This window comes from Pantoea dispersa, assembly GCF_035783935.1.
Lineage (GTDB): Bacteria > Pseudomonadota > Gammaproteobacteria > Enterobacterales > Enterobacteriaceae > Pantoea > Pantoea dispersa_C.
The window spans coordinates 432676-456559 of sequence record NZ_JALKOV010000001.1 but is presented as its reverse complement, the minus strand read 5'-3'; the positions used below and the strand labels follow the sequence as shown (position 1 = coordinate 456559).

The 23884-nt window shown below is 57.1% G+C and carries 23 protein-coding genes; 15 read left to right on the top strand and 8 right to left on the bottom strand.

Annotated features, from left to right (window positions below; genetic code table 11):
* Positions 1 to 3: 3 nt before the first annotated feature.
* Positions 4 to 597, bottom strand: a complete 594-nt coding sequence (rimJ, locus tag MXF20_RS02225; RefSeq protein WP_325967938.1) for a ribosomal protein S5-alanine N-acetyltransferase — start codon at positions 595 to 597, stop codon at positions 4 to 6.
* A 244-nt stretch (positions 598 to 841) separates the two neighbouring features.
* On the opposite strand from rimJ, the gene mdtH reads away from it, so the two are divergent.
* The 10 genes from mdtH (at position 842) to MXF20_RS02175 (ending at position 8651) form a co-directional block, all read left to right on the top strand.
* A complete protein-coding gene (gene mdtH / locus MXF20_RS02220; RefSeq protein ID WP_325967426.1) occupies positions 842 to 2044 on the top strand; it encodes a multidrug efflux MFS transporter MdtH in 1203 nt (400 codons plus the stop codon).
* Positions 2045 to 2133: 89 nt separating this feature from the next.
* The gene (gene grxB, locus MXF20_RS02215; protein ID WP_325967425.1) at positions 2134 to 2781 is read left to right on the top strand and encodes a glutaredoxin 2; all 648 of its coding nucleotides are present in this window, start codon (positions 2134 to 2136) and stop codon (positions 2779 to 2781) included.
* Between the two features lie 115 nt (positions 2782 to 2896).
* Entirely contained in the window at positions 2897 to 3460 is a 564-nt protein-coding gene (locus MXF20_RS02210; RefSeq protein ID WP_325967937.1) for a lipoprotein, read from the top strand.
* 217 nt (positions 3461 to 3677) lie between these two features.
* Positions 3678 to 4724: a dihydroorotase gene (pyrC, locus tag MXF20_RS02205; protein WP_325967423.1), complete on the top strand. Its 1047-nt coding sequence runs from the start codon at positions 3678 to 3680 to the stop codon at positions 4722 to 4724.
* Positions 4725 to 4792: 68 nt separating this feature from the next.
* A complete protein-coding gene (gene dinI, locus MXF20_RS02200; RefSeq protein ID WP_325967420.1) occupies positions 4793 to 5038 on the top strand; it encodes a DNA damage-inducible protein I in 246 nt (81 codons plus the stop codon).
* Positions 5039 to 5182: 144 nt separating this feature from the next.
* Entirely contained in the window at positions 5183 to 5452 is a 270-nt protein-coding gene (locus tag MXF20_RS02195) for a hypothetical protein (RefSeq protein ID WP_325967419.1), read from the top strand.
* 287 nt (positions 5453 to 5739) lie between these two features.
* Positions 5740 to 5994: a biofilm formation regulator BssS gene (bssS, locus tag MXF20_RS02190; protein ID WP_325967417.1), complete on the top strand. Its 255-nt coding sequence runs from the start codon at positions 5740 to 5742 to the stop codon at positions 5992 to 5994.
* Positions 5995 to 6100: 106 nt separating this feature from the next.
* Positions 6101 to 7219, top strand: coding sequence for an N-methyl-L-tryptophan oxidase (gene solA, locus MXF20_RS02185; protein WP_325967416.1), 1119 nt, complete (start codon positions 6101 to 6103; stop codon positions 7217 to 7219).
* 279 nt (positions 7220 to 7498) lie between these two features.
* Positions 7499 to 8074: a cytochrome b gene (locus tag MXF20_RS02180; protein WP_325967936.1), complete on the top strand. Its 576-nt coding sequence runs from the start codon at positions 7499 to 7501 to the stop codon at positions 8072 to 8074.
* Between the two features lies 1 nt (position 8075).
* Complete coding sequence (locus MXF20_RS02175; RefSeq protein WP_325967415.1) at positions 8076 to 8651, top strand: YceI family protein; 576 nt, start codon at positions 8076 to 8078, stop codon at positions 8649 to 8651.
* A gap of 40 nt (positions 8652 to 8691) precedes the next feature.
* On the opposite strand, the gene MXF20_RS02170 is transcribed toward MXF20_RS02175, so the two are convergent.
* The gene (locus MXF20_RS02170) at positions 8692 to 9747 is read right to left on the bottom strand and encodes a rhodanese-related sulfurtransferase (protein WP_325967414.1); all 1056 of its coding nucleotides are present in this window, start codon (positions 9745 to 9747) and stop codon (positions 8692 to 8694) included.
* 267 nt (positions 9748 to 10014) lie between these two features.
* Here MXF20_RS02170 and MXF20_RS02165 point away from each other — a divergent pair, with 267 nt between their 5' ends.
* The 3 genes from MXF20_RS02165 to MXF20_RS02155 all read left to right on the top strand — a co-directional run bounded on the left by MXF20_RS02165 (position 10015) and on the right by MXF20_RS02155 (position 12269).
* Entirely contained in the window at positions 10015 to 10938 is a 924-nt protein-coding gene (locus MXF20_RS02165) for a Kdo(2)-lipid IV(A) acyltransferase (RefSeq protein ID WP_325967412.1), read from the top strand.
* A 544-nt stretch (positions 10939 to 11482) separates the two neighbouring features.
* Positions 11483 to 11749, top strand: a complete 267-nt coding sequence (locus tag MXF20_RS02160; RefSeq protein ID WP_325967410.1) for a hypothetical protein — start codon at positions 11483 to 11485, stop codon at positions 11747 to 11749.
* A gap of 121 nt (positions 11750 to 11870) precedes the next feature.
* On the top strand, positions 11871 to 12269 hold the full coding sequence (locus MXF20_RS02155) for a MysB family protein (protein ID WP_325967408.1): 399 nt from the start codon (positions 11871 to 11873) through the stop codon (positions 12267 to 12269).
* 1 nt (position 12270) lies between these two features.
* Here MXF20_RS02155 and MXF20_RS02150 read toward each other — a convergent pair whose 3' ends face one another.
* The 3 genes from MXF20_RS02150 to MXF20_RS02140 all read right to left on the bottom strand — a co-directional run bounded on the left by MXF20_RS02150 (position 12271) and on the right by MXF20_RS02140 (position 16892).
* Positions 12271 to 12510, bottom strand: coding sequence for a YceK/YidQ family lipoprotein (locus MXF20_RS02150; protein ID WP_325967935.1), 240 nt, complete (start codon positions 12508 to 12510; stop codon positions 12271 to 12273).
* Positions 12511 to 12811: 301 nt separating this feature from the next.
* Entirely contained in the window at positions 12812 to 15364 is a 2553-nt protein-coding gene (gene mdoH, locus MXF20_RS02145; protein WP_325967405.1) for a glucans biosynthesis glucosyltransferase MdoH, read from the bottom strand.
* On the bottom strand, positions 15357 to 16892 hold the full coding sequence (locus MXF20_RS02140) for a glucan biosynthesis protein G (protein ID WP_325967934.1): 1536 nt from the start codon (positions 16890 to 16892) through the stop codon (positions 15357 to 15359). Before MXF20_RS02140 ends, mdoH begins: the two co-directional genes overlap by 8 nt.
* Positions 16893 to 17170: 278 nt before the next feature.
* On the opposite strand from MXF20_RS02140, the gene mdoC reads away from it, so the two are divergent.
* Positions 17171 to 18316, top strand: a complete 1146-nt coding sequence (gene mdoC / locus MXF20_RS02135) for a glucans biosynthesis protein MdoC (RefSeq protein WP_325967403.1) — start codon at positions 17171 to 17173, stop codon at positions 18314 to 18316.
* A 40-nt stretch (positions 18317 to 18356) separates the two neighbouring features.
* On the opposite strand, the gene MXF20_RS02130 is transcribed toward mdoC, so the two are convergent.
* On the bottom strand, positions 18357 to 19817 hold the full coding sequence (locus tag MXF20_RS02130; protein ID WP_325967402.1) for a phospholipase D family protein: 1461 nt from the start codon (positions 19815 to 19817) through the stop codon (positions 18357 to 18359).
* A gap of 152 nt (positions 19818 to 19969) precedes the next feature.
* Here MXF20_RS02130 and MXF20_RS02125 point away from each other — a divergent pair, with 152 nt between their 5' ends.
* Positions 19970 to 21109 carry a beta-glucosidase gene (locus tag MXF20_RS02125; RefSeq protein WP_325967401.1) on the top strand — a complete coding sequence of 380 codons (1140 nt, stop codon included), beginning with the start codon at positions 19970 to 19972 and terminating at the stop codon, positions 21107 to 21109.
* Here MXF20_RS02125 and MXF20_RS02120 read toward each other — a convergent pair.
* Both MXF20_RS02120 and MXF20_RS02115 read right to left on the bottom strand, forming a co-directional pair.
* Positions 21106 to 21282, bottom strand: coding sequence for a hypothetical protein (locus MXF20_RS02120; protein WP_021506450.1), 177 nt, complete (start codon positions 21280 to 21282; stop codon positions 21106 to 21108). The genes MXF20_RS02125 and MXF20_RS02120 overlap by 4 nt on opposite strands.
* Positions 21283 to 21594: 312 nt before the next feature.
* Positions 21595 to 23796, bottom strand: coding sequence for a TonB-dependent siderophore receptor (locus MXF20_RS02115; RefSeq protein WP_325967399.1), 2202 nt, complete (start codon positions 23794 to 23796; stop codon positions 21595 to 21597).
* Between the last annotated feature and the right edge of the window lie 88 nt (positions 23797 to 23884).

Sequence of the window (23884 nt, the reverse complement as noted above, 5' to 3'; positions counted from 1 at the left end):
TTATTATTGTCCGCGACGATCCGGGGTCCATTCGCGCCAGGTAAGCGCCGTCAGGACATGATCCTGCCAGCGGCCATCAATCAGTAAATAGTCTTTGGCGTAGCCCTCTTTTTCAAAGCCGAGGCGCGCCAGCAAATCACCGCTGCGCTGATTGTGCGGCATATAGTTGGCCATAATGCGATGAATGCGCTGCTGGCGCTGCATGTAGCGAATCGCCGACTGCAGCGCTTCGAACATCATGCCCTGCCCCTGCCACTTCTCGCCCAGGGAGTAGCCGAGATAACAGGCATGGAACGATCCGCGCAGCACATTGCTGAAGTTGGCGACACCGCGCACTTCATGCTCTTCCGGGTCCATCAGCACAAAATAGAACGCAGAGCCCTGTTTATGCAGGTCGGCGATTAAACCGAGCCGCGCCTGCCAGCCTGAAGGATAACAATGGCTCTCATCGCGCACCGGTTCCCAGGGTTTAAGAAACGCGCGGTTTTCAGCGTAGTAATCCGCCAGACGCCAGGCATCGCGTTCATGTACTAAACGCACTACCAGACGATCGGTGGTCAGCCGCACGCGCGGGCCAGCAGAGCGATAGCCAAACATCATGACTCCTGAAATCCATGACCAAAGAAAAAGGGACGCCAGCGGCGTTACTTCTCACTATAACCGTCACTCCGGCTGCGGTAAAACCCCGCGCATCGCTGGCGGTAATTGATTCCGATTAAGGATTAATTTCTCTTCAGACTGGATAAAAAAATATCATCCTGAAAACGCTATTTTTCCCGCCGGGGCAGGCGGAAAATAGACCAACTGGTCACTTTTCCCTCTCACTTGCTCAGGATTCAGCATGTCACGGGTTGCGCGGGCACGACGCCTTGGAAAAACATTTCTGTTAGTCGATAACATGCTGGTGGTGATGGGATTCTTTGTGGTGTTTCCCCTGATCTCTATTCACTTCGTTGAACAGCTTGGCTGGGCCGCGCTGCTGGTCGGCATTGCGCTCGGCCTGCGTCAGCTGGTGCAGCAGGGGCTCGGCATCTTTGGCGGTGCGATTGCCGACCGCTTCGGCGCACGGCCGCTGATCGTCACCGGCATGCTGATGCGCGCCGCCGGTTTCGCCTGCATGGCGCTGGCGCATCAGCCGTGGCTGTTGTGGCTCGCCTGCCTGCTGTCCGGACTGGGCGGCACGCTGTTCGATCCGCCACGCAGCGCGCTGGTGGTGAAACTGGTGCGGGCACGCGAGCGCGGTCGCTTCTTTTCGCTGCTGATGATGCAGGACAGCGCCGGCGCGGTGCTGGGCGCGCTGATTGGCAGCTGGCTGCTGGCGTGGGATTTCCGTCTGGTGTGCTGGGTTGGCGCAGCGGTGTTTGTCGGCGCAGCGATCTTCAACGCCGTGTGGTTGCCAGCCTGGCGCATCTCCACAGAGCGTATCGCCATGCGCGAGGGGATGCAGCGCGTCTGGCGCGACCGGCGCTTCCGCCTGTACGTCTTTACCCTGACCGGCTATTACATTCTCGCGGTACAGGTGATGCTGATGCTGCCGGTGATGGTCAATCAGGTGGCGGGCGCCCCGGCGGCGGTGAAGTGGATGTACGCGATTGAGGCGCTGCTGTCGCTCACGCTGCTCTACCCGCTGGCACGCTGGAGCGAAAAGCGCTTCCGGCTGGAAACGCGCCTGATGGCCGGACTGTTTCTCATGACCTTCAGCCTGCTGCCGGTCGGCATGACCGATTCGCTGCCGTCACTGTTTTTGCTGATCGCCGTTTTCTATCTCGGTTCGATCATCGCTGAACCGGCACGTGAGACCCTGAGTGCGTCCCTGGCCAGCGCCCGGGCACGCGGCAGCTACATGGGCTTCAGCCGGCTCGGCCTGGCGATTGGCGGGCTGATTGGCTACTCCGGCGGCGGCTGGATGTTCGATATGGGCCAGCAGCTGGCCCTCCCGGAGCTGCCGTGGATGCTGCTCAGCACCGTCGGCATGATTACCCTGCTGGCGCTATGGTGGCAGTTCCAGCCACGCCAGGTGGCACCGGCGATCTTCAGCAGCTAGTTTGCCGCTTCAGGCGATCTCTTCCATACTTCCCGCACGTCCGGAAAAAGGGTGACCTCCGTCACCCTGAGAATCACAGGAGAAACGGGATGAAACTTTACATCTACGATCACTGCCCTTTCTGCGTTAAAGCACGCATGATATTTGGCCTGAAAAACCTGCCGGTTGAGCTGATTGTGATGCTCAATGACGATGAAGCGACGCCGAAAAAGCTGATTGGCCAGAAGATGGCACCGATTCTGCAAAAAGCCGATGGCAGCGCGATGCCGGAGAGCATGGACATCGTGCGCTTTGTCGATAATCAGGATCGCCAGCCGCTACTGACCGGCAAGCAAAATCCGGCGATTGCCGAGTGGCTGCGACGGGTCAACGGCTATGTTAACAAGCTGCTGCTGCCGCGCATCGCCGAGGCCGCCTTTGCGGAGTTTGCTACCCCCGAAGCGCGTCACTATTTCCGCGATAAGAAACAGGCCAGCCTCGGTGACTTTGCCGAACTGCGGAAGCATGCGCCGGGTTTCATCAAAAATATCAGCGATGACCTGCGCCAGCTGGATAAACTGATCGTCAAACCCAACGCCGTCAACGGCGAGCTGTCCGAGGATGATATCCATCTGTTCCCGCTGCTGCGCTCGCTGACGCTGGTCTCCGGCATTGAGTGGCCGAGCCGCGTCGCCGACTATCGCGATAACATGGCCAAGCAGACGCAGGTGAATCTGCTGTCGTCGATTGCCGCCTGATGACGCGCCGATGAGAAGCGCGCGGCTGCGTTTCTCATCTCTCTCCTGGTGACACCTGGCCCTGAATCAGGCAGGCTTAAGGCTGTTTGGCCGTATCAACCAGGAAGAAGAAATGATGAAGAAGGCGTTTCCCGGGCTATTTGCCCTGTTTTTTGCCGTGCTGCTCAGCGGCTGTAATCAATTGACGCAATACACCATCAGCGAGCAGGAAGTGAATCAGGCGCTGCAAAAGCGCAACAATTACGAGAAAGATATTGGCGTGTCCGGGCTGGTGAATGCCCACATCGTGCTCACCGACCTCAGCAGCCAGATTGGCCGTGAAGAGCCGGGCAAAGTGACGCTGTCTGGCAAAGCCAATATCAACGTCAGCTCGCTATTTGGCCCGCAGCAGGCCGAGATGCAGCTGAAGATGAAAGCGCAACCGGTGTATAACCCGCAGCAGGGCGCGATTTATTTGCAGGATGTGGAAATTGTCGACGCGCAGGTGCAGCCAGAAAAAATGGCGTCGATCATGAAAACCCTCACGCCGTATCTGAACGAATCCCTCAAGCGCTATTTCAATGAAAAACCGGCCTACGTGCTGAGTGCCGACCGCAGCAAAGGCGAGGCGCTGGCGAAGAAACTGGCTAAAGGGCTGGAAGTGAAGCCTGGCCAGCTGGTGATTCCGTTTACCGATTAACCTGCTGAGTGGCCGCTGTGAGCAGCGGCCCTGCATAGCGTGGCAGGGATCGGGCTTTTACCGCCCGCGCCTGCCACGCTGCTGCGCAATCTCCTGCGCCTGCGGTTATTTCTCTGCCGGGCTGCAAAATCCCGTGCAAACGGTTGCTCGCCCCCTTATGATTAGTCCCCGGCCTAAACGAGCCATTTCGTTTTCACCTCAGCCGGAGCCTTTTTGAATGACAGCCCAACCCCAGCACATCACGATTCGCCGCCCTGACGACTGGCACATCCACCTGCGCGATGGCGCAATGCTCAATGCAGTGCTGCCCTATACCAGCGCGGTGAATGGTCGTGCGATTGTCATGCCAAATCTGGTTCCACCGGTGACCAGCGTTGCGGCTGCCGAAGCGTATCGCGCACGCATTATGGCAGCGCTGCCCGCTGAGCATCATTTCACGCCGCTGATGACCTGTTATCTCACCGATTCGCTCGACGCCGATGAAATCGAACGCGGCTTCCGCAACGGGACCTTCACGGCAGCCAAACTCTATCCGGCGCACGCCACCACCAACTCCAGCCATGGCGTGACGAATATTGCCTCGATTGCGTCTGTACTGGAGCGCATGCAGGAAATCGGCATGCCGATGCTGGTACACGGTGAAGTCACGGATGCACATATCGACATCTTCGATCGTGAAGCGCGTTTCATTGAAACCGTGCTGCAGCCGCTGCGCCAGCAATTCCCGCAGCTGAAAGTGGTCATGGAGCACATCACGACCAAAGAAGCGGCGGAGTATGTCGCGGCCGGTAACGAACTGCTGGGTGCCACCATTACGCCACAGCATCTGATGTTCAACCGTAACCACATGCTGGTGGGCGGCGTGCGTCCGCATCTTTATTGCCTGCCTATTCTGAAACGCAATATCCATCAGGAAGCGCTGCGTAAACTGGTGGCGAGCGGTAACCGTCGCGTCTTCCTGGGCACCGACACCGCACCGCATCTGCGCCACCTGAAAGAAGCCAGCTGCGGCTGTGCCGGCGTGTTCAATGCGCCGACGTCGCTGCCCGCTTACCTGACGGTGTTTGAAGAGCTTAACGCGCTGGAACATTTTGAAGCCTTCTGTTCAGAGAATGGTCCCCACTTCTACGGCCTGCCGCTCAATGAAGGCACGCTGACGCTGGTGCGCGAACCGTGGACGGTGCCGGAGAGCATTTCGCTGGCGGACGACACGCTGGTGCCGTTCCTTGCCGGTGAAACCCTGAACTGGCGCGTCAAAGAATAAGTCTCTGCCGCTTGCCTTCGGGAAATTTATACTGTACAAATAACCAGTATATTATCCCGGAGGCGTTTATGCGTGTTGAAATTACCGTAGCAAAGACTCAGCCCCTTCCCGCCGGTGCACTGGATGCACTGAGCGCTGAACTCACTCGCCGTATCTCCCGCGATTTCCCCGACGATCATCATCACGTCAAAGTACGCTATGCCGGTGGCAACCAGCTCAGCGTGTTTGGCGGCTGCAAAGAATCACGCGACCGCATCAGCGATATTTTACAGGAAACCTGGGAAAGCGCTGACGACTGGTTTATTACCGATTAACCGCCACTGTGCCGTTTTTGCCGGGCTCGCCGCCCGGCTTTTTTGTTTTTATTTCCCGCTCGCCAGAAAAACCGGCGCCATCTAGACTCTGATTTAACGATCCCCTATTCTTGCCTCGTCATGCTTACAGGAGGTGTTTACCACATGACTACTGAAAAACCCGAAGAGGCGATGACGTTTGGTGAATTGCTGGCCTTCATTGCTGAACAGCAGCGCCGTTTAACCGTGCTGGAAAATGCCTTTGCTACGCTGACCTTCTGTCTGGACGATCGCGCCAGCCAGCTGCTGGCTCATAACCTGACGCTGGAAGCGCAAAACCAGAATCATGACGCGCAGCTGCAGCAACATTTTGCCCGGCTGGCGGACGAGATCCACCGGCGCACAGGGCAATTACCTGCGGAAACCCAGGGATAATTTCGGATTTTTACCCTGGCATTCAGCCCGCTAAAGTTTTATTGCTGAGAAGCCGATAATCGCTATGACGACACGTTGCGCTGCGACAATAAATACCCCGCTGCGTACGGCGTTTATTTATTCGCTGAAATGCGGCTTTTCAATGCTTTTATTTTGCTGTGTTTTTAAGCACCACACTTTTTAACTACTGTACTGTTAATTCCATGTTATAATTATCCCGCTAGTGCAAGATACAGACGCATTGAACCTCGAAAGCACTTCGTTTAACGAGTAATAAGGAGGTTATAATGGACAGAAGTAAAGACGTCATCCAGACCCATCCGCTGGTGGGATGGGATATCAGCACCGTAGACAGCTATGACGCCATGATGATCCGCCTGCACTCGCTATCATCGCAGGACCAGAAAGAAGAAGAAGCTGATGTGGGTCCTACCTATTGGCTGACTACCGACGTAGCCAGGCAGTTTATCTCTATCCTCGAAGCTGGCATTGCAAAGATCGAGTCCACAGAGCAAGACCTGCGCGATAATCGAAAGCACTAATCATCACCATCGCGTGAAAAGGCACCCTCCAGGGTGCCTTTTTCATGGGCGCTCTCTTTTGATATGCTATTGAAAAAAATCGCCGTTTTGCAGGAGTGATGTCGTCATGGTTTATGATCTGATTGTGGTCGGGAGTGGTTCAGTCGGTGCTGCCGCAGGGTTCTATGCTACCCAGGCAGGCCTGTCGGTACTGATGATCGACAGTGCGCACCCGCCACACAGCCAGGGTACGCATCACGGCGACACCCGCCTGATTCGTCACGCTTATGGCGAAGGTGAACGCTACGTGCCGCTGGTGCTGCGCGCCCAGACATTGTGGGACGAGCTGGAGCGCCAGAGTGGCGAACGCATCATGCACCGCAGCGGCATCCTCAATCTGGCGCCGGCCAGCTCAGATTTCATTCATAACGTTATCGATAGCGCTAAAACCTGGCAGTTAGCCGTGCAGGTATTGCAGGCCGACGAAGTGCGCAAACGCTGGCCGCAGCTTAACGTACCGGACGGTTACATCGGCGTGTTCGAGCCCAATTCTGGCTTCCTGAAATGCGAACAGGCAGTGCGCAGCTGGGTGCAGCTGGCGGAACAGGCCGGCTGTGCGCAGCTGTTTAACTGCCCGGTGAGCGCTATCAGCCGTGAGGGCGATCTGCAGCAAGTCACCACCAGCGATGGCGTATTTCGCGCGCGCAAGCTGCTGATCAGCGCCGGTACCTGGGTCAGTCAGTTGGTGGCCGACCTGCCCGTAACGCCGGTGCGCAAAGTGTTTGCCTGGTATCAGGCCGATGGTCGCTACAGCGAAAATAATCAGTTCCCTGGCTTTACGGTTGAAATGCCGGATGGCAGCCATTTCTACGGTTTCCCGGCGGATAATAATGCGCTGAAAGTCGGCCGTCACGATGGCGGCCAGCCGATGCAGACGCCGGCAGATCGTAAGCCGTTCGGCACCATTACCGCCGACGGCAATGAAGCCTTTGGCTTCCTGCGTCAGTTTCTGCCGGGGGTTGGCGTCTGCCTGCACGGCGAAGCCTGCAGCTATGACAACACGCCGGATGAGGACTTCATCATCGATACGCTGCCCGGCGAGCCCAACCGACTGATTATCACCGGGCTAAGCGGTCACGGTTTTAAGTTCGCCAGCGTGCTGGGCGAACTGGCCAGTGAGTTCGCGCAGAACAAACCTTTCTCCTTTGACCTCACGCCCTTCTCCCTGCAGCGCTTTGCCAGATGATGCCGATGCCAGTGCCGTGCGCACTGGCATACGTTTACCCTTCCTGACACAGATTTACCTGCCGCCTGCCTTACAGGGCGCATTTGGTGTAGCAATAAAAAATTCCCCGCGCGCCGCTGCTGCCCGGCGCCTGTCTATTCAGAATTACTGAATTAAATCGCAGCCGCTTATCCATATATTCCGAACCCTGAAGCATAAAGTTATAGAAAAGTAAGGCCGGTTGCTTTTCTATTTCAGGTTGTAGATTCTCATTACCACTTATTTCCAGATAACGGCTTAATTATGTGGCGTAATTCTCCACAGCACTATGGTGCGTTAACCATCGCATTGCACTGGCTGATGGCGCTGACCATTTATGGGATGTTCGCACTGGGTTTATGGATGGTCGGGCTCGGCTATTACGACGGCTGGTATCACAGCGCCCCGGAGATTCACAAAGGCATCGGCATCTTACTGTTTGCCGCGCTGCTGCTGCGCCTCTGCTGGCGCGTGATTTCGCCACCGCCGGCCCCGCTTCACAGTTACTCGCCGCAGGTGCGTCGGGCTGCCCATGCCGCACACTGGCTGCTGTATGGCCTGCTGCTGGTGTTGCTGATCAGCGGCTATCTGATCTCCACCGCTGACGGCAAGCCGGTTTCGGTATTTGGCTGGTTCGACGTGCCGGCACTGCTGACCGGTGCTGGCGAGCAGGCCGATATCGCCGGTGCTGTTCATTTATGGCTGGCCTGGACGCTGGTGCTGTTGTCTGCCCTGCACGCGCTGGCCGCGCTGAAACACCATTTTGTCGATCGCGACATCACGCTGAAACGGATGCTGGGTTACCGCATCCCCTTAACCTCTGAAAAGGAAAAGTAATATGATCAGGAAAACCCTGCTGGCGCTCAGCGCCGCGGCTCTCTTCTCCGCCAGCCTGAACGCCAGCGCAGCCGAGTATAAGTTTGATAAAGAGGGCCAGCACGCGTTCGTCCAGTTCCGCATTCAGCATCTTGGCTATAGCTGGCTGTACGGCAGCTTTAAAGACTTTGATGGCAGCTTTACCTTTGATGAAGCCAATCCGGCCGCGGACAAGGTCAACGTGACCATCAACACCAACAGCCTTGATACCAATCATGCCGAGCGCGACAAGCATCTGCGCAGCGCGGATTTCCTCAACACCGGCAAATTCCCGCAGGCCAGCTTCCGCTCGACTGAGGTTAAAAAACAGGGCAAGGACTATAAGATCACCGGCAACCTGACGCTCAACGGCGTAACGAAGCCCATCACGCTGGATGCGCAGCTGATCGGTGAAGGTAAGGATCCGTGGGGTGGCTATCGTGCTGGCTTTGCCGCCAGCGGCGAGATCGTGCTGAAGGAGTTTAACATCAGCAAAGACCTCGGTCCGGCGTCACAAAAAGCCGAGCTGATCATTTCAGTGGAAGGCGTGCGTCAGTAAGCGACAACAGCCTGGCGATTAATGCCAGGCTGATACCACGTTACTTTTTGTCCGGCGCGGGGATCGCCATGGTCATGTTCAGTAAACCGCGTGATTTATTGAACACTTTGTTGCCATTTTCGCGACCGGCGCGGCGCGCACGCTGCTCTTCCGGCGACAGTTTAGCCTCTTCCATGCACAGCGGGCTGCAGCAGTTCTGGTATTTTTCCGCACAGCTCGGGCACTGGATAAACAGCAGGTGGCAGCCGTCATTCACACAGTTGGTGTGGCTGTCGCACGGCGCACCGCACTGGTGGCAGCTGGAGAGAATATCGTCGGAGATACGCTCGCCCATGCGCTCGTCAAACACAAAGTTTTTGCCTTTGAAGCGCACCGGTAAACCCTGCTCGCGCGCGCGGCGGGTATATTCAATGATGCCGCCCTCAATGTGATAAACGTCATCAAAACCGTTGTGCTTCATCCACGCGCTGGCTTTTTCACAGCGGATGCCACCGGTACAGTACATGACGATCTTTTTATCTTTCTGCGCCTGCAGCATATCGACTGCCATCGGCAGCTGATCGCGGAAGGTATCGGCTGGCACTTCCAGCGCGTTGTCGAAATGGCCCACTTCGTATTCATAATGGTTGCGCATATCGACGAACACCGCATCCGGGTCGTCCAGCATGGCGTTGACTTCCGCGGCTTTGAGATAATTGCCGACGTTGCTGGCGTCGAAGCTCCCGTCTTCAATGCCGTCAGCCACAATGCGATCGCGCACTTTCAGGCGCAGCACCCAGAACGATTTGCCGTCATCATCCAGCGCGATATTCATGCGCAGATTATCCAGCGCCGGGTCGAAGGCATACAGCAGGGTTTTCATCGCTTCAAAGCGGCTGGCCGGCACGCTGATTTGCGCGTTAATGCCTTCGTGCGCCACGTAGACGCGGCCGAACACGTTCAGCTGAGTCAGGGCTACGTAGAGGCGGTCGCGGAATGCCTGCGGATCGGCAATCTGGAAGTATTTATAAAAAGAGACTGTAGTACGCGGCTCGGTTTCGGCCAGCATACGTTCTTTCAGCTCTTTATTGGAAACGAGGTTGTGTAACACTGGCATGGTGAACACCTGTTAGCAATCAGAGAAATTTAGCGCGCATATGATACCTGAATTGTGCGTGATGCAAAGCTTCTGGTGCAATTCTCCTGTCATCAACGCTATTCGACGGGTTTCTGCGTTAGCTGCGCCAATATTTGCGCATAAATGCTGTCCGCCACGCGCTGACGCACGGATGGTTGATTTCAGTCAGGGAGAAAAAATGGCATAATCCCGGCCAATTACAGAAACCGGACTCTCTGGTACACGACGCAGGACATTGATATTTCCATGACGCAACTTCCGCAATTTACCCGCGAACTCCTTCATCCGCGCTACTGGCTGACCTGGCTGGGCATCGGTTTTCTCTACGTGCTGGTGCTGCTGCCTTATCCGGTGCTGCACGTTATTGGCAGCGGACTGGGTCGCATTGCCATGCGTTTTATGAAGCGTCGTGTTGAGGTTGCGCAGCGCAATCTGGCGCTGTGCTTTCCGGATATGCCGACCAGCGAACGTGAAGCCATGGTGAAGCACAATTTCGAATCCGTCGGGATGGGGCTGATCGAAACCGGTATGGCGTGGTTCTGGCCGGACTGGCGCATCCGCAAATGGGTCAGCACCAGCGGACTGGAACACGTCAGCGAGGCGCTGGCGCAAAAACGCGGCATCCTGCTGATTGGCATGCACTTCCTGACGCTGGAACTGGGCGCGCGCGTGTTTGGTATGTACAACCCGGGCATTGGTGTTTATCGCCCTAACGACAACAAGTTACTGGACTGGCTGCAAACCTGGGGGCGCATGCGCTCAAACAAGAGCATGCTGGATCGCAAAGATCTAAAAGGCATGATTCGCGCGATGAAGAACAACGATATTATCTGGTACGCGCCGGATCACGACTACGGCCCGCGCAGCAGTGTATTCGCCCCGTTCTTTGCCGTTCAGGAAGCCGCGACCACCACCGGCACGCATATGCTGATTCGTCTGGCCAATCCGAGCGTGGTGCCGTTTCTGGCGCGTCGCCTGCCGCACGGCCGCGGCTATGAGCTGAAAATGATGCCGGATATCCGGCATAAATTCTCTCTGGAGAGTGAACTGGATACCGCTATCGTCATGAATAAAGTGGTCGAGGAGACTGTGCTGCTGGCGCCTGAGCAGTATATGTGGCTGCACCGCCGCTTTAAAACCCGCCCGGAAGGCCAGCCTTCCCGCTACTGATTGGTTGCGGGGCATAATCAATGTCCCGCGTTTCTGACCTTGTATTTGCCTTAATGCACGCGGTTTACCGCAGCGATGGATGTTAAATACGGCCCAGCTGGAACTGCTACCCATCACGCTTTTTGCCCCGCACAGCAATCGTCTTGTCCGTGCCACTCCCGCTAACTTACTGGTTAATCTGATCTTCATGATTGTTGTCTGACCCGCTTCCGTGCGCCAGCCGCGCGGTTATTTCAGGCAGCCACAGCCATTACTGTGCGGCGCGGATCTGATTTTGTTTACTTCCAGGCCTTTTCCTATTTAATATTGCTAAGACTTACTGTCTGCTTTTCTTATGTAATAAATTTAACTTATTAAACAAGCATTTGTCTGAATATTACCCGACATATTCTTTTTTATTTAAAATTTCATCTTTGATATATCTTTCTGGAATTGGTTAGCCCGATTGAATCCGGATAATTTCGACCCTGACAGTTACCTCGTTAACTGCGCGTTTAAAAATATAAAAAGATTACACACAGCAAATATATTCAGGACACATAATATGAATAAAGGTATCTACTACTACGTGACGATCAGTACCGATCAGGAGGGCTACCATCTGCTGCATCGGAAGGAGTGTAAACGTCTGCCGGTTAAGGAAGATATGGTGTTCATCGGTACGCTCTATAATTTAAATCAGGCGTTAGCGACCGCGCGAATTAATTTTAAAAAGGTGAAACCCTGTATTAAATGCTGCATCCGCTACTCGGCTCCGGTAATGCGTGAATCGGTACGACCGGTTCTGCACTTTCCGCAAAAGATGATCTGACCGGCGCGGGTGGATGACTTTTTAATCATCCACCCCGTCATTGTTCGCTCCTGCCCTGACAGCCGCCAATTTTCGTCTATTCTTCTGTGAAATCCCTTTTTGCACTGACAAGGAGTTGCAGATGAGCCTGTATAGTACGTTAGAAGAAGCCATTGAAGCCGCACGCGAAGAGTTCCTCAGCAGCCAGCCTGAGATTGAGCAGGATGACGCCAGCGTCAGCCAGTTTGCGCTGCAGAAATACGTGATGCAGGATGGCGATATCATGTGGCAGGCGGAGTTTTTCGCTGATGAAGACGGCCAGGGCGAATGCCTGCCGATTTGCAGCGGTGAAGCGGCGCAGGCGGTGTTCGACGGTAATTTCGATGAAATTGAACTGCGCCAGGAGTGGCAGGCGGAAAACACCCTGCACGAATGGGACGAAGGTGAATTCCAGCTGGAGCCGCCGCGCGACCTCGAAGAAGGTGAGGCCGCAGCCGAAGAGTGGGAAGACGACGACAGTCCGTCAGACAACTGGGCGTAAGTTACTCGTACGGGCCGTGCTGCGCGTCCACCGGCAGCAGCAGCGTGTCCATCACCAGCGACAGCGGCAGATCGAGAATGGTCAGCACGCGCCACGGTCCGTCACGCACATCCCACTGTACGCCGGGATAATACTGGTTGCCGTGCCCCTGTCCGGGCACGGTGCGGCTGATAATGCTGCCACAGCCGCTCAGTAGCAGTATGGCAGCGCCCAGCAGGAATAACTTCAGGCAATAGTTCACGAAATCCACTCACCATGAACTGGCGCGGTTTACGTCGTAACGCGCGTCAGGTCGTCATTAAATTTGTGCTTAAACGGGAATGTTTTTGTCACGGCGCGGTGCCTGATAAATTGCGCCGCGACGCTATGGGTGCGATCCGGCGTGTTTTTAACCGATCAACCTTACGCCATTTTAGCCGCGGGTGCCGGTAAACCGCTATGCCTTTATGCGTAAAGATTAAGTCAGACACGCTGGCCGGGTTGCTGCAGGGCAGCTAAAAAAAAAGCGGCATCGCTGCCGCTTTTTCATCACCGTTAGCCTGTCAGGCGCGCTGAGGCAACGCCTGCGGGTTGAGCGCGAGTTTCTGATAACTCTCTACCCACTGATGATATTTATCCGCACTTTCCCACAAGCGTGAGTGAACGCGCGCCAGCACCACCGGATCGCTGATCAGCTGCAGACGCTGCTCGCGGTTCAGTTTTTCCGGCGCATCGCTCAGCGCCTGATCGACGCGGCGATCGCGCGCGTGATCCAGCAGGGTGCTCTGCTTATGGCGGGACGTCGCCATCGCCGTCGCCAGCGCGTTAAACGCCGGGTTGAACAGCGCATGCATAAAGCCATGCTTCAGCGCACGTTCACGGTTCAGCTGCAGATAGTTATCGGTATCGACCAGCTCTTTCGGCGGCTCATACTCTTCCGGAATCAGGAACAGGTTAGCCCGCCGGCTCTTCAGACCGACCGTGGCGCGACTCGACATCACCGAGACAAACGGCGACAGAATAAGCGAGAAGACGATGGGCGCCAGCCACCACAGGAAATTCAGGTCGAGCACGCCCATACCGACGGCCCAGACAATCCCCAGCAGCATCTGCGAACCGTGGCGACGGAACGCTTCACTCCACGGCGTGGCGTCATCGTCACGCTGCGGCGAGTTCCATACCACTTCCCAGCCAAGGAACGCGCTGACCACAAACACGGTGTGGAACAGCATGCGCACCGGTGCCAGCAGCACCGAGAACAGCATCTCCAGCAGCAGTGAGAGGAACAGGCGGAATGCGCCACCGTACGGTTTCGCCCCTTTGCACCAGATCAACACCACGCTCAGCAGCTTCGGCAGGAACAGCAGTACCAGCGTGGTGGAGAACAGCGCGATGGCCAAATCAGGACGCCACTGCGGCCACACCGGGAACAACTGACGCGGCTGCAGGAAGTAGGTCGGCTCCATCAGCGTATGCACCACCTGCAGGGCAGTCGATAACGCGAGGAACATAAACCACAGCGGTGCCGACAGGTATGACATTACGCCGGTCAGGAACACCGCGCGGTGCACCGGGTGCATGCCTTTCACCAGGAACAGGCGGAAGTTCATCAGGTTACCGTGACACCAGCGACGATCGCGCTTCAGCTCGTCGAGCAGGTTCGGCGGCAGTTCTTCATAGGAACCCGGCAGATCGTAGGCAATCCATACGCCCCAGCCGGCACGACGCATCAGCGCCGCTTCCACGAAGTCATGCGACAGAATCGAACCGGCGAACGAACCCTCGCCCGGCAGCGGTGCCAGCGCACAGTGTTCAATGAACGGCTGTACGCGGATGATGGCGTTGTGCCCCCAGTAGTGCGATTCGCCCAGCTGCCAGAAGTGCAGACCGGCGGTAAACAGCGGCCCGTATACGCGGGTGGCGAACTGCTGACAGCGCGCATACAGCGTATCCATGCCCGACGCTTTCGGCGACGACTGGATAATACCGGCGTTCGGGTTAGCTTCCATCATGCGCACCAGACCGGTGAGACACTCACCGCTCATCACGCTGTCGGCATCCAGCACCACCATGTAGCTGTAGTTGCTGCCCCAGCGGCGGCAGAAGTCATCGATGTTACCGCTCTTACGCTTCACGCGACGACGACGACGGCGATAGAAAATTTTGCCCGCGCCGCCAACATCGCGCACCAGCTCCATCCACGCTTTCTGCTCGGCGATGGCGATGTCGGCATCGTAGCTGTCGCTCAGAATGTAAACGTCGAAATGTTCCGCGTTACCGGTGCGCTTCACCGATTCCCAGGTGGCGCGCAGACCGGCGAACACGCGTTCCACGTCTTCGTTACAGATCGGCATGATCAGCGCGGTGCGATGTTCCGGGTTTAGCGGCTCATCCCCGGTGGTCGAGTACGAAATGCTGTACTTGTCGCGGCCGATCAGCAGCTGCAGGAAGCCCATCAGCGCGGTCCAGAAACCGGCCGATACCCAGCAGAACAGGATGGCAAACAGGAACAGAATGCCGGTCTGCAGAATATACGGCAGGATCAGCTCCACCGACTGCAACCAGTTCTGGTTAAACAGTTCGACCGGATCGAGCAGCGTCCAGCCCTGATACGGCAGAATGGTTTTCATGTACCAGGTGGCGACCACGGTCTGCAGAATGGTCAGAATCAGCAGCACGTAACGACGCATGGAGCCTACGTGGCGCCATTTGTCTTCCGCTTTCTGCTCTTCCACCGTGGCATAGCGTGGATTGCCCTTCTGCCCGCGCAGGGAATCCCAGGCGCGTGCAATCGGGTTGGTACGCCAGGCTTCCGGGAACATCAGCGAACGCTTCACCGGCGGCATCGCCTTCAGCGTGGTGCGTTCGAGATAATCTTTACTGAGCTGCTGACCGCCGGCGAGTGAATCCGGCCACGCCATGGCTACGCGCGACGAGACCGATTTCAGCGGCGCATCGTCCGGCCGTTCGCTGGCAGCGATGTCCTGCCCCAGCGCGCTGTGAATGGCATGGAACGCCTGCGCATTCTGCAGCGAGGCGCTGAGCGTGGCGCGTGCTGCCGCATCAAGCGGCAGCGCCTCCACGTATGATTGAGGTAAATAAGTCGATTTATTCATTGGCAGGTAACTGATAGCTCCAGGTTTCCGTCAATGTCTTGTCGCCGCTCACCAGCGCCGCACGCATCTCGGTCGGCTGCTTGTTGTCTTTCACGCGCAGACGCAGCACCAGACGCCAGCCTTTGGTGACCGGGTTGTAGCGGACACTCTGCTCGACCACGTCGGCGTTGTTACCGACGCTGACCTGCGGCGCCACCTGGGTGTTTTCCGGCAGCTTGCTCATCGCTTTACCAACAAAATCGACGGTAAAGGCGATGGAACCATCCGGCTGACGCACCAGGTTAGACTGCTTCACATCGCCCGCCGAACGCAGCGTGTCTTTCACCCAGGCCACATCGTCCTGGTGCAGCTGGTTCTCATCACGCGTGAAGTGCAGACGATATTTGAAGTTCATCTCTTTGCCCGGTTCCGGCAGGCTCTCCGGCGTCCAGAAGGCCACGATGTTATCGTTGGTTTCGTCCGCCGTCGGGATTTCCACCAGCTCTACGCGACCTTTGCCCCAGTCACCCTGTGGCTCAACCCAGCCGCTCGGGCGCAGGTCATAGCGATCGTCCAGATCCTGGTAGTGACTGAAGTCACGGCCACGCTGCAACAGACCAAATCCTTTCGGATTTTCGATGGTGAAAGTGCTGACGGCCAGATGTTTCGGGTTGTTCAGCGGACGCCAGATCCATTCGCCATTCCCGGCGTGAATCGACAGGCCGTTCGAGTCATGCAGCTCCTGACGGAAGTTGCTGACCGGCGACGGCTGGTTAGCGCCAAACAGGAACATACTGGTCAGCGGTGCCACGCCGAGTTTGCCGACGTTGTCACGCAGATACACTTTGGACTGCACGTCCACGGTCGACTCTGTGCCCGGATGGATGACAAAGCGATAGGCACCGGCAGCGCGCGGTGAATCCAGCAGCGCATAAATCACCAGCTGTTTGTCCTGCGGCTTCGGCCGTTCGATCCAGAATTCTTTGAAGCGCGGGAACTCTTCGCCGGACGGCAGCGCGGTGTCAATCGCCAGACCACGCGCCGACAGGCCATACACCTGGCCTTCGCCAATCACGCGGAAATAGCTGGCGCCCAGGAAGCTGGTGATCTCATCGTCTTTACCCTTTTTATTTAAAGGATACAGCACTTTGAAACCGGCAAAGCCAAGGTTTTTCACCGCATCGGCATCGTGTTTCACGTTGCCGAAATTGAAATAGTCAGGGTTATATTTGATTTCACGTACCGAAGACGCGGTGACTTCATTGATTTTCACCGGCGTGTCGAAATACATGCCCTGATGATAGAACTCGAGCTTAAACGGCGTGCGCAGTTTGCCCCAGTATGCTTTGTCGTGGTTAAACTGGATCTGCTGATAGTCAGCAAACTTCATTTCACGAAACTGAGAGGGTAAATTGCTCTTTGGCGCTTCAAAACCTTTCCCTGCCAGCGCCTTAGCTTGTTTTGCCACATCATCAATGTTGAACGCCCAGCTATTGTTGGCGTACAACGCCAGCAGAACTGCTGCGCCTACCCAGCGCATCTTCACCAGCCCGCCATTATTCTTCACTTTAGTCAGCACATCCCCCCCTTTCGTGTGCTTAGATCAAACCCAATTATCTTAAAGGATTATTCGGTTTTCCGACAGCTTATGTAAAAGATTGTTCCTCTGATTCGTAAGCCAAAAGTGTACTTTTCGGATAATTAAACCCGGAAGATTAAGAAACAGAATCACCTGATAGTATACGCTGTTTACAGCCGGTAGAATTTCGTCCGGCATAATCCGGTTTCAGGGTGAAACCGGCAAGTAAACTGACAAACCGGAAGCTTATGAGTTCAGCCAAACCCGAACGTGAATATTTTCTCGACTCGATTCGAGCGTATTTAATGCTGCTGGGCGTGCCTTTTCACGTCTCGCTGATTTACTCGACCCAGCGCTGGTCGGTTAACAGCCAGGACGCCTCACTGTGGCTGACGGTGCTGAATGATTTTATTCACGCCTTCCGCATGCAGGTGTTCTTTGTTATTTCAGGGTATTTCTCTTACATGCTCTATTTGCGCTATCAGCCTAATCGCTGGCTGAAAGTGCGGCTGGAGCGCGTCGGCATTCCGCTGCTGACCGCCGTCCCGCTGATTACCCTGCCGCAGTTTTTCATGCTGAAAAATCTCACCAGCAAAGTGGGCGACTGGGCCAGTTTCTCGCTGTATGACAAGTACAACGCGCTGATGTGGGATCTGATTTCGCACCTGTGGTTTTTACTGGTCCTGGTGATCCTGACCGCGTTTGGCATGCTGAGCTTCCGCTGGCTGCGCGATCAGCAGCGCCGAATTGATTATCAGCAGGTAGGCTGGGGCAAACTGACGCTGGCCCTGCTGGCCTATGCGCTGGTGTGGTGCGCCTTCCGCCGGCTGATTTTCCACTTTGCGCCCGCGCTGTTAATGGACGGCCTGTTCAGCATCGCGGTGATGCAGTCGCTGTTTTTCCTGCCGTTCTTCATGCTGGGCGCGCTGAGCTGGAAACATCAGGCGCTGAAAGCGCTGTTTGTGCGTTTTAATCCGGTGATGTGCTTTGGCGCGATTGTGGTGTTTATCGCTTACAGCCTGAACCAGCGCTACAGCAGCGGCGAAGGCTGGCTCTATGAGCTGGATGCGCTCATCTCAACGCTGATGGGCCTGTGTATGCTGAACGTCTGCTTCAGCTTCGGTCACAAGCTGCTCAACAGCCATTCGCCGCGCATCATGTATCTGGTCAACGCCTCGCTGTTTATTTATCTGGTGCACCATCCGCTGACCATTCTGTACGGCATCTACGTCACGCCGCACATCAGCAGCAATACGCTGGGCTTCTTTGTCGGGCTGCTGATGGTGTTTGGCGTGGCTTTTGCCCTGTATGAGATCCATCTGCGCATCCCGCTATTGCGCTTTTTGTTCTCCGGCAAGCCGCAGCGCAAAACCGATCGCGCCGCGCAGGCGTAACGGCGCGCTTACCGCCGGGCTGCACCCTGATGTGGCCCGGCTACAGCAGCCACTCCACCGGCAAACGCCACACCAGCCGCACCAGCAGGCGCTGCAGTAGCGTGCACTGCGGCTCGTGCTTATGCACCACTTCCCGCGCTTCGCCGCTGTACTCCACCCAGTTAACGCGGCCCCACTTATCCAGCCGCAGCGTCCAGGCGCGATCGCGCATGCCGCTGCTGAAGCGCTGATGGGTCTGCTGCGCCAGCGCTTCACTCTCGATCACCAGCCCCATTTCGGTGTTCAGCACCGCCGAGCGCGGATCAAAATTAAACGAGCCGATAAACACTTTACGGTTGTCCACGGTGAAGGTTTTGGCGTGCAGGCTGGAGCCGGAGTTACCGGTGAGACCGCGATCGTGCGGCGCGTCAGCGGCGTTGGCCTGCGGTTTCAGCTCATAAAGTGCGATGCCGTGACGCAGCAGCTTTTTACGCCAGCGCGCGTAGCCGGCGTGTACCACGGTGACATCATTAGCCGCCAGCGAGTTGGTTAAGATGGCAATCTTTACGCCGCGTCGCTTCAGCGCCAGCAGCTGCGCCACGCCGGCGCGGGTCGGCACAAAATAGGCCGAAATGATATCGAACTGCTGCTGCGGCGTGCCGATCACCTCCAGCATGCGCTGCGGCAGCAAAGAGGAGCGCTTCGCTTTGCCCAGCCCTTTGCGCGGATCGTCACTCAGCAGCCGCGTGTGGGCCCAGGTCATGCTCAGCGAGCCCTGCTCCAGCTGGCTGACAAACGAGGATTTCTCCAGCCGCGAAAGGTAACGCTGTACCGCCTCGCTCTGCTGCCACTCCGGCGGCAAACGCACCGCTTCATGCGGCGGCGCGCGGGTATCCACCACGCTGCGCAGCGGCGATACCGCTTTGCTGTGCCAGTAGCGCTCAAAATCCCCGGCCACTTCCGCGACCGCCGGCCCCATTGCCAGCACGTCGAGATCGGTAAACAGCGGCTCATTACCGGTGCCAAAATATTCGTCGCCGATATTACGGCCGCCCACCAGCGTCACCGCGCCGTCAACCGTCAGACTCTTGTTGTGCATCCGACGGTTCAGGCGGGCGAAATCGGTCAGGTAGCCCAGCGCGCGCAGGGTGCGAAATGAGAAGGGATTGAACAGTCGCACGGCGATATTCGGATGCCGATCGAGTTCGGCCAGCGTGTCATCCAGCCCGGGCGTGTTGTTGTCATCCAGCAGCAAACGCACCCGCACGCCGCGCTCCGCCGCATCCAGCAGCGCGCTGAACAGCAGTCGCCCGGACATATCGTTGTGCCAGATGTAATACTGGACGTCGATGGTATGCTGCGCCATGCCCATCAGCAGATAGCGCGCCGCAAACGCATCCAGTCCATCATTAAGCGGATGGATGCCGCTCAGTCCCGGATGACGCGCGCATTGCTGTTGCGCATGTGCCCTCAACCCATCGCCCGGCCGTTCGCGTGAGGAACGCAGTGCCGCTTCGCTCATACTCAATCCCTGCTTACCCTGAAGCTGTTATTGTTGGTATCACCGCACGTAAAGGCAATCAGAGCCGTCTACTTCCGCGTCGGGTGCGGCGTTAATTTAGTCTAGACTTAGCCAGGCGTTCTGCATCCGGCGTTCTTCGTGAGGAGAAGATCATGACTCAGCTATCCCCGCGCCATCAGCCCCGGCTATTTCGCAGCTTTTTTCAGGGCAGCTTCCCCTGCTCTACCGCCTGCCGCAGCGGCGGGCGACGACTGGATATGGTGATCAGCAGCGGCCATGACATGCTGCTGGAGAAAGATTACGCCGCGCTGGCGCAGGAAGGATTGCGCACCGCGCGTGACGGTGCGCGCTGGCACCTGATTGAAGCCACGCCAGGGGAATACGACTGGCGCACCTTTCTGCCGATGATTCACGCTGCGGCGCGCCATGATTTGCAAATCATCTGGGAGCTGGCGCACTTTGGTTACCCTGACCATCTCGATATCTGGAAGCCGGCGTTTGTGGATCACTTTGGCCGCTTCGCGCGCGCCATGGCGCAGCTGATGCGCGATGAAGGCGTGGTGCAGCCGTTTTTCACGCCGATTAACCAGATATCGTTCTGGTCATGGGCCGGTGCCGATGTCTCCTGGCTCGATCCCTACGCCAGCGCGCGCGGCCGCGAACTGAAACGTCAGCTGGTGCGCGCCTCGCTGGCGGCCATGCACGCCATTCGCGAGGTCTATCCGGATGCCCGCTTTGTGCTGACCGATCCGCTGGTGCAAATCGCCGCCGATCCGCATAACCCCGACAGTAAACCCTACGCCGACAGCCAGCATCAGGCACAGTTTGAAGCCTGGGACTGGCTGGCGGGACGCGATGCGCCGGAGCTGGGTGGTCAGGCGGATTTTCTCGACATCCTCGGGCTGAACTATTATCCCGACAACCACTGGTTCTTCTCCGGCGATACCATCCCGCCCGATCACCCACAGCGGCAGCCGCTGCACCGTTTGCTGCTGCAGTGCTGGCAGCGTTATCAGCGTCCGCTGCTGCTGGCGGAAACCGGCGCGGAAGGTGACGCGCGCGCGCCCTGGCTGCGCCATGTCAGTGATGAAGCGCGGCTGGCCTTAGCGCAGGGCGTGGCGCTGGAAGGCATTTCGCTCTATCCGGTGGTGGAGTATCCGGCGTGGGCCGACGATCGGCGCTCGCCTGGCGCGCTGTTTGGTCTGGGCGATCCCAACGGTAACCGCACCCTGCACGAAGCACTGGCGCTGGAGTTACGCAGTCAGCAGATTAAATGGCGCACTCAGGATTAAGAGTGCTGCACCGGGCTGGCGGTTTTGGGCGGGCAGGTTTGTACATCCAGTGACGGATCGGCCGGATGGCGTACGTCCGTCAGCCAGGTCATGGTGAAGAGAAACACCACGCCGATCAGGCAGGCAGAAAGCAGTCCAATGATGGCGATCAGTTTGTCATCCCGGGATTCCATCGACATCTCCTTGCGGGCGTCCGTTGTCGGTTGCAGGCCTCAGCTCATCCATAACGTAAGCATCAGGACGAAGATTATAAGGGTAACCGAGGTCACTGCAAGCACCACAATGGCGAAGTGCGCATCATCCAGCGGTTGCCGTAAAGGTTCGTCGAAATCGTCTGGTGGCGCCGGTGAACTCATGATGACTCAACAGGAAAGAGGTTTTTTCAGCAGGATTGCCGCACAGAGTGTAATGGAATAGCGGCTCAGGTACAGCACTATTTCAGCAGGAAAAAGCCACGGTGCGTAACCTCGCCCCGTGGCTGCCCGTCAGAAATCGTAGCTCATGCTAATTTTCAGCGTGCGCGGGTCGCCCTGCGCGAGGTAAGTGCCGGTATCATCAACGTTTGACCAGTACTTCTCATTGGTGACGTTTTCCACCGCCACGCGCCACACCAGATCGTTCTGATTCACCTTCATGCGGTAACGCATGCCGAGATCCAGCGTGGTGTAGCTGTCCAGCTTCAGCGTGTTGGCCGAGTTGGCGTACTGAGAACCGCTGTGGTTGAGCAGCGCGGTGGCCGTCAGACCCTCCACCGGTTTGATGTCATACTCCGCGCCCAGCACGTAGGTGTAGCGCGGCACGCCGATCCCCTGTTTGCCATCGTAGGTGCCGCCGGCGGTTTTCTTCATCACCGGATCGATCCAGGTGGCGCTGGCGTTGAGGCGCAGGCCCAGCACCGGCTCACCGAATACGTTGGCTTCCACGCCGCGATGACGCTGCTCGCCGTCCATCACGTAGACATTGTCACTGTTGATCAGGCCGGACGGTTTCTGGATTTCGAACAGTCCCAGCGAGCCGCCGATGCGGCCGAAATCGGTTTTCACGCCGATCTCATTCTGCTTCGAGTGCGCCACGCCGGTCACAGTGCCATAGTTGACGGCGTCTTTAGGGGCCACTTCGCCGGGCTGCAGCGCTTCCGTATGGTTGGCGTACAGCGCCACGGTTTTCCACGGCTTGTAGACCACGCCGTAGGTTGGCATCCAGCGGTCGTTGGTAAAGCGCGAATCAACGCTTTCCGCACCGGTGTTGTAGTTATAGCTGCGCACCACCACTTTCTGATGGCGTGCACCAACGGTTACCAGCAGCGTATCGTCCAGTAATCCCAGCGTATCGCTCAGCAGATAGCCCTGCGTGCGGGTGCGTGATGTGGTGAGCGGATCGGAGAACTTACCGCCGGCGAAGGTGGCCGCCGGTTCCGCCACGTCACCGCTGTGGTAGATATTAAACGGCGTGCCCACCAGCGACATGTCGTAGGCATTTTTCGCATTGGTGGTCAGCGCCGAGTAACCCACGTTGACTTTATGGCTGACGAAACCGGTGTGGAACTCACCGCGCAGCCCCACCATACCGCTCATGTTGTCCTGAATGCGGTTGGAGTAGAAGCTGCTGATGGTGCCGTCACCGTTGCTGTTGGTGAGGGTTGGCGCGCCATAGTTGCCGGTTTCATGGGCGTGCTGTGCACCGAGGCCGGCATACGCCGTCCAGCTGTCGGTAACATCGTATTCTGCTTTGGCAATACCGAATTCGGATTCCATATCGCTGTACACCCATTTCTGGCTGTAGTTATGCGAGTTTGACGGCACCGCCGGGATCACGCCGGCGCTGGCGAACTTCACGCCCTGCAAGCCGTCATGGAAGGTTTTCTTCTGATAGCCGACGTCCAGCGAGGTGCGCAGCCGGTCGCCGCGATAATCCAGACCGACCGAGGCCGCCGTGGTGCGTTTTTTCTCGCCGTCAACGCCGGTTTCGCCCTCGCGATGCACCGCATTGAACCGCACGCCAAACTGGTTGTTATCGCCAAAGCGACGTCCCACGTCGAGCGTTCCGCCGACCTGAGACGAGGAGGTGTAATCAATGCCCACACGATTGATCGGCGTATCGTCGGCATGTTTTGGCTCAAGGTTAATCATACCGCCGACGCCGGAACTGGCTGCGCCGTTAACCAGACTGTTGGCGCCTTTGAAGATCTCCACGCGATCGATCAGCGAAGCGTCCATCACCTGACGCGGCACCACGCCCGGCAGACCGCCATAAGTCATGTCATCCCCGTCGAGCGTGAAACCCCGAATGCGGTAAGTTTCAGCAAAGTTGCCGTAACCTTTGACGTTCTGCACACCCGCATCGTTGCGCACCACATCGGCAATGGTTTGCGCCTGCTGGTCCTGAATCATTTTTGCCGTATAGCCGATGACGTTGAACGGCACATCCATGGCGTTTTGCTCGCCCAGCATGCCGAGGCGACCGCCGTGGGCAATCTGGCCGTCGAGAAAGGCCGGGACTAAGTCGTTACCGCCGGGTTTGAACTCATTCTGCGGCGTGGCGGTGACGGTCAGCGTCTGCTGTTCGTTAGCGCTCTGGGTCGTTTTACTGGTGTTAGTGGTAGCAGCCATCACTGGCAAACAACCGGCGCTGACCAGCATGGCCAGCAGCGTCGGTTTCATTCCGGGATTGAAAGGCGTTCTGCGCATGGTTATCCCCTGATGCAAACTATACTGAGAATCATTATTATTGCGGTTTGCGATTATGCGCAGCGTACAGTTAAATGCAAGCGAAATC

Excerpts from the sequence above, each read along its gene's own strand:
- MXF20_RS02210 (WP_325967937.1), top strand. The coding sequence starts at position 2,897 with ATGAAGAAGGCGTTTCCCGGGCTATTTGCCCTGTTTTTTGCCGTGCTG.
- mdoH (WP_325967405.1), bottom strand. The coding sequence starts at position 15,364 with ATGAATAAATCGACTTATTTACCTCAATCATACGTGGAGGCGCTGCCG.
- MXF20_RS02160 (WP_325967410.1), top strand. The coding sequence starts at position 11,483 with ATGAATAAAGGTATCTACTACTACGTGACGATCAGTACCGATCAGGAG.
- rimJ (WP_325967938.1), bottom strand. The coding sequence starts at position 597 with ATGTTTGGCTATCGCTCTGCTGGCCCGCGCGTGCGGCTGACCACCGAT.
- MXF20_RS02155 (WP_325967408.1), top strand. The coding sequence starts at position 11,871 with ATGAGCCTGTATAGTACGTTAGAAGAAGCCATTGAAGCCGCACGCGAA.
- MXF20_RS02120 (WP_021506450.1), bottom strand. The coding sequence starts at position 21,282 with ATGGAATCCCGGGATGACAAACTGATCGCCATCATTGGACTGCTTTCT.
- MXF20_RS02170 (WP_325967414.1), bottom strand. The coding sequence starts at position 9,747 with ATGCCAGTGTTACACAACCTCGTTTCCAATAAAGAGCTGAAAGAACGT.
- pyrC (WP_325967423.1), top strand. The coding sequence starts at position 3,678 with ATGACAGCCCAACCCCAGCACATCACGATTCGCCGCCCTGACGACTGG.
- bssS (WP_325967417.1), top strand. The coding sequence starts at position 5,740 with ATGGACAGAAGTAAAGACGTCATCCAGACCCATCCGCTGGTGGGATGG.
- MXF20_RS02125 (WP_325967401.1), top strand. The coding sequence starts at position 19,970 with ATGACTCAGCTATCCCCGCGCCATCAGCCCCGGCTATTTCGCAGCTTT.
- MXF20_RS02175 (WP_325967415.1), top strand. The coding sequence starts at position 8,076 with ATGATCAGGAAAACCCTGCTGGCGCTCAGCGCCGCGGCTCTCTTCTCC.
- mdtH (WP_325967426.1), top strand. The coding sequence starts at position 842 with ATGTCACGGGTTGCGCGGGCACGACGCCTTGGAAAAACATTTCTGTTA.
- MXF20_RS02165 (WP_325967412.1), top strand. The coding sequence starts at position 10,015 with ATGACGCAACTTCCGCAATTTACCCGCGAACTCCTTCATCCGCGCTAC.
- solA (WP_325967416.1), top strand. The coding sequence starts at position 6,101 with ATGGTTTATGATCTGATTGTGGTCGGGAGTGGTTCAGTCGGTGCTGCC.
- mdoC (WP_325967403.1), top strand. The coding sequence starts at position 17,171 with ATGAGTTCAGCCAAACCCGAACGTGAATATTTTCTCGACTCGATTCGA.
- MXF20_RS02195 (WP_325967419.1), top strand. The coding sequence starts at position 5,183 with ATGACTACTGAAAAACCCGAAGAGGCGATGACGTTTGGTGAATTGCTG.
- MXF20_RS02130 (WP_325967402.1), bottom strand. The coding sequence starts at position 19,817 with ATGAGCGAAGCGGCACTGCGTTCCTCACGCGAACGGCCGGGCGATGGG.
- MXF20_RS02115 (WP_325967399.1), bottom strand. The coding sequence starts at position 23,796 with ATGCGCAGAACGCCTTTCAATCCCGGAATGAAACCGACGCTGCTGGCC.
- dinI (WP_325967420.1), top strand. The coding sequence starts at position 4,793 with ATGCGTGTTGAAATTACCGTAGCAAAGACTCAGCCCCTTCCCGCCGGT.
- grxB (WP_325967425.1), top strand. The coding sequence starts at position 2,134 with ATGAAACTTTACATCTACGATCACTGCCCTTTCTGCGTTAAAGCACGC.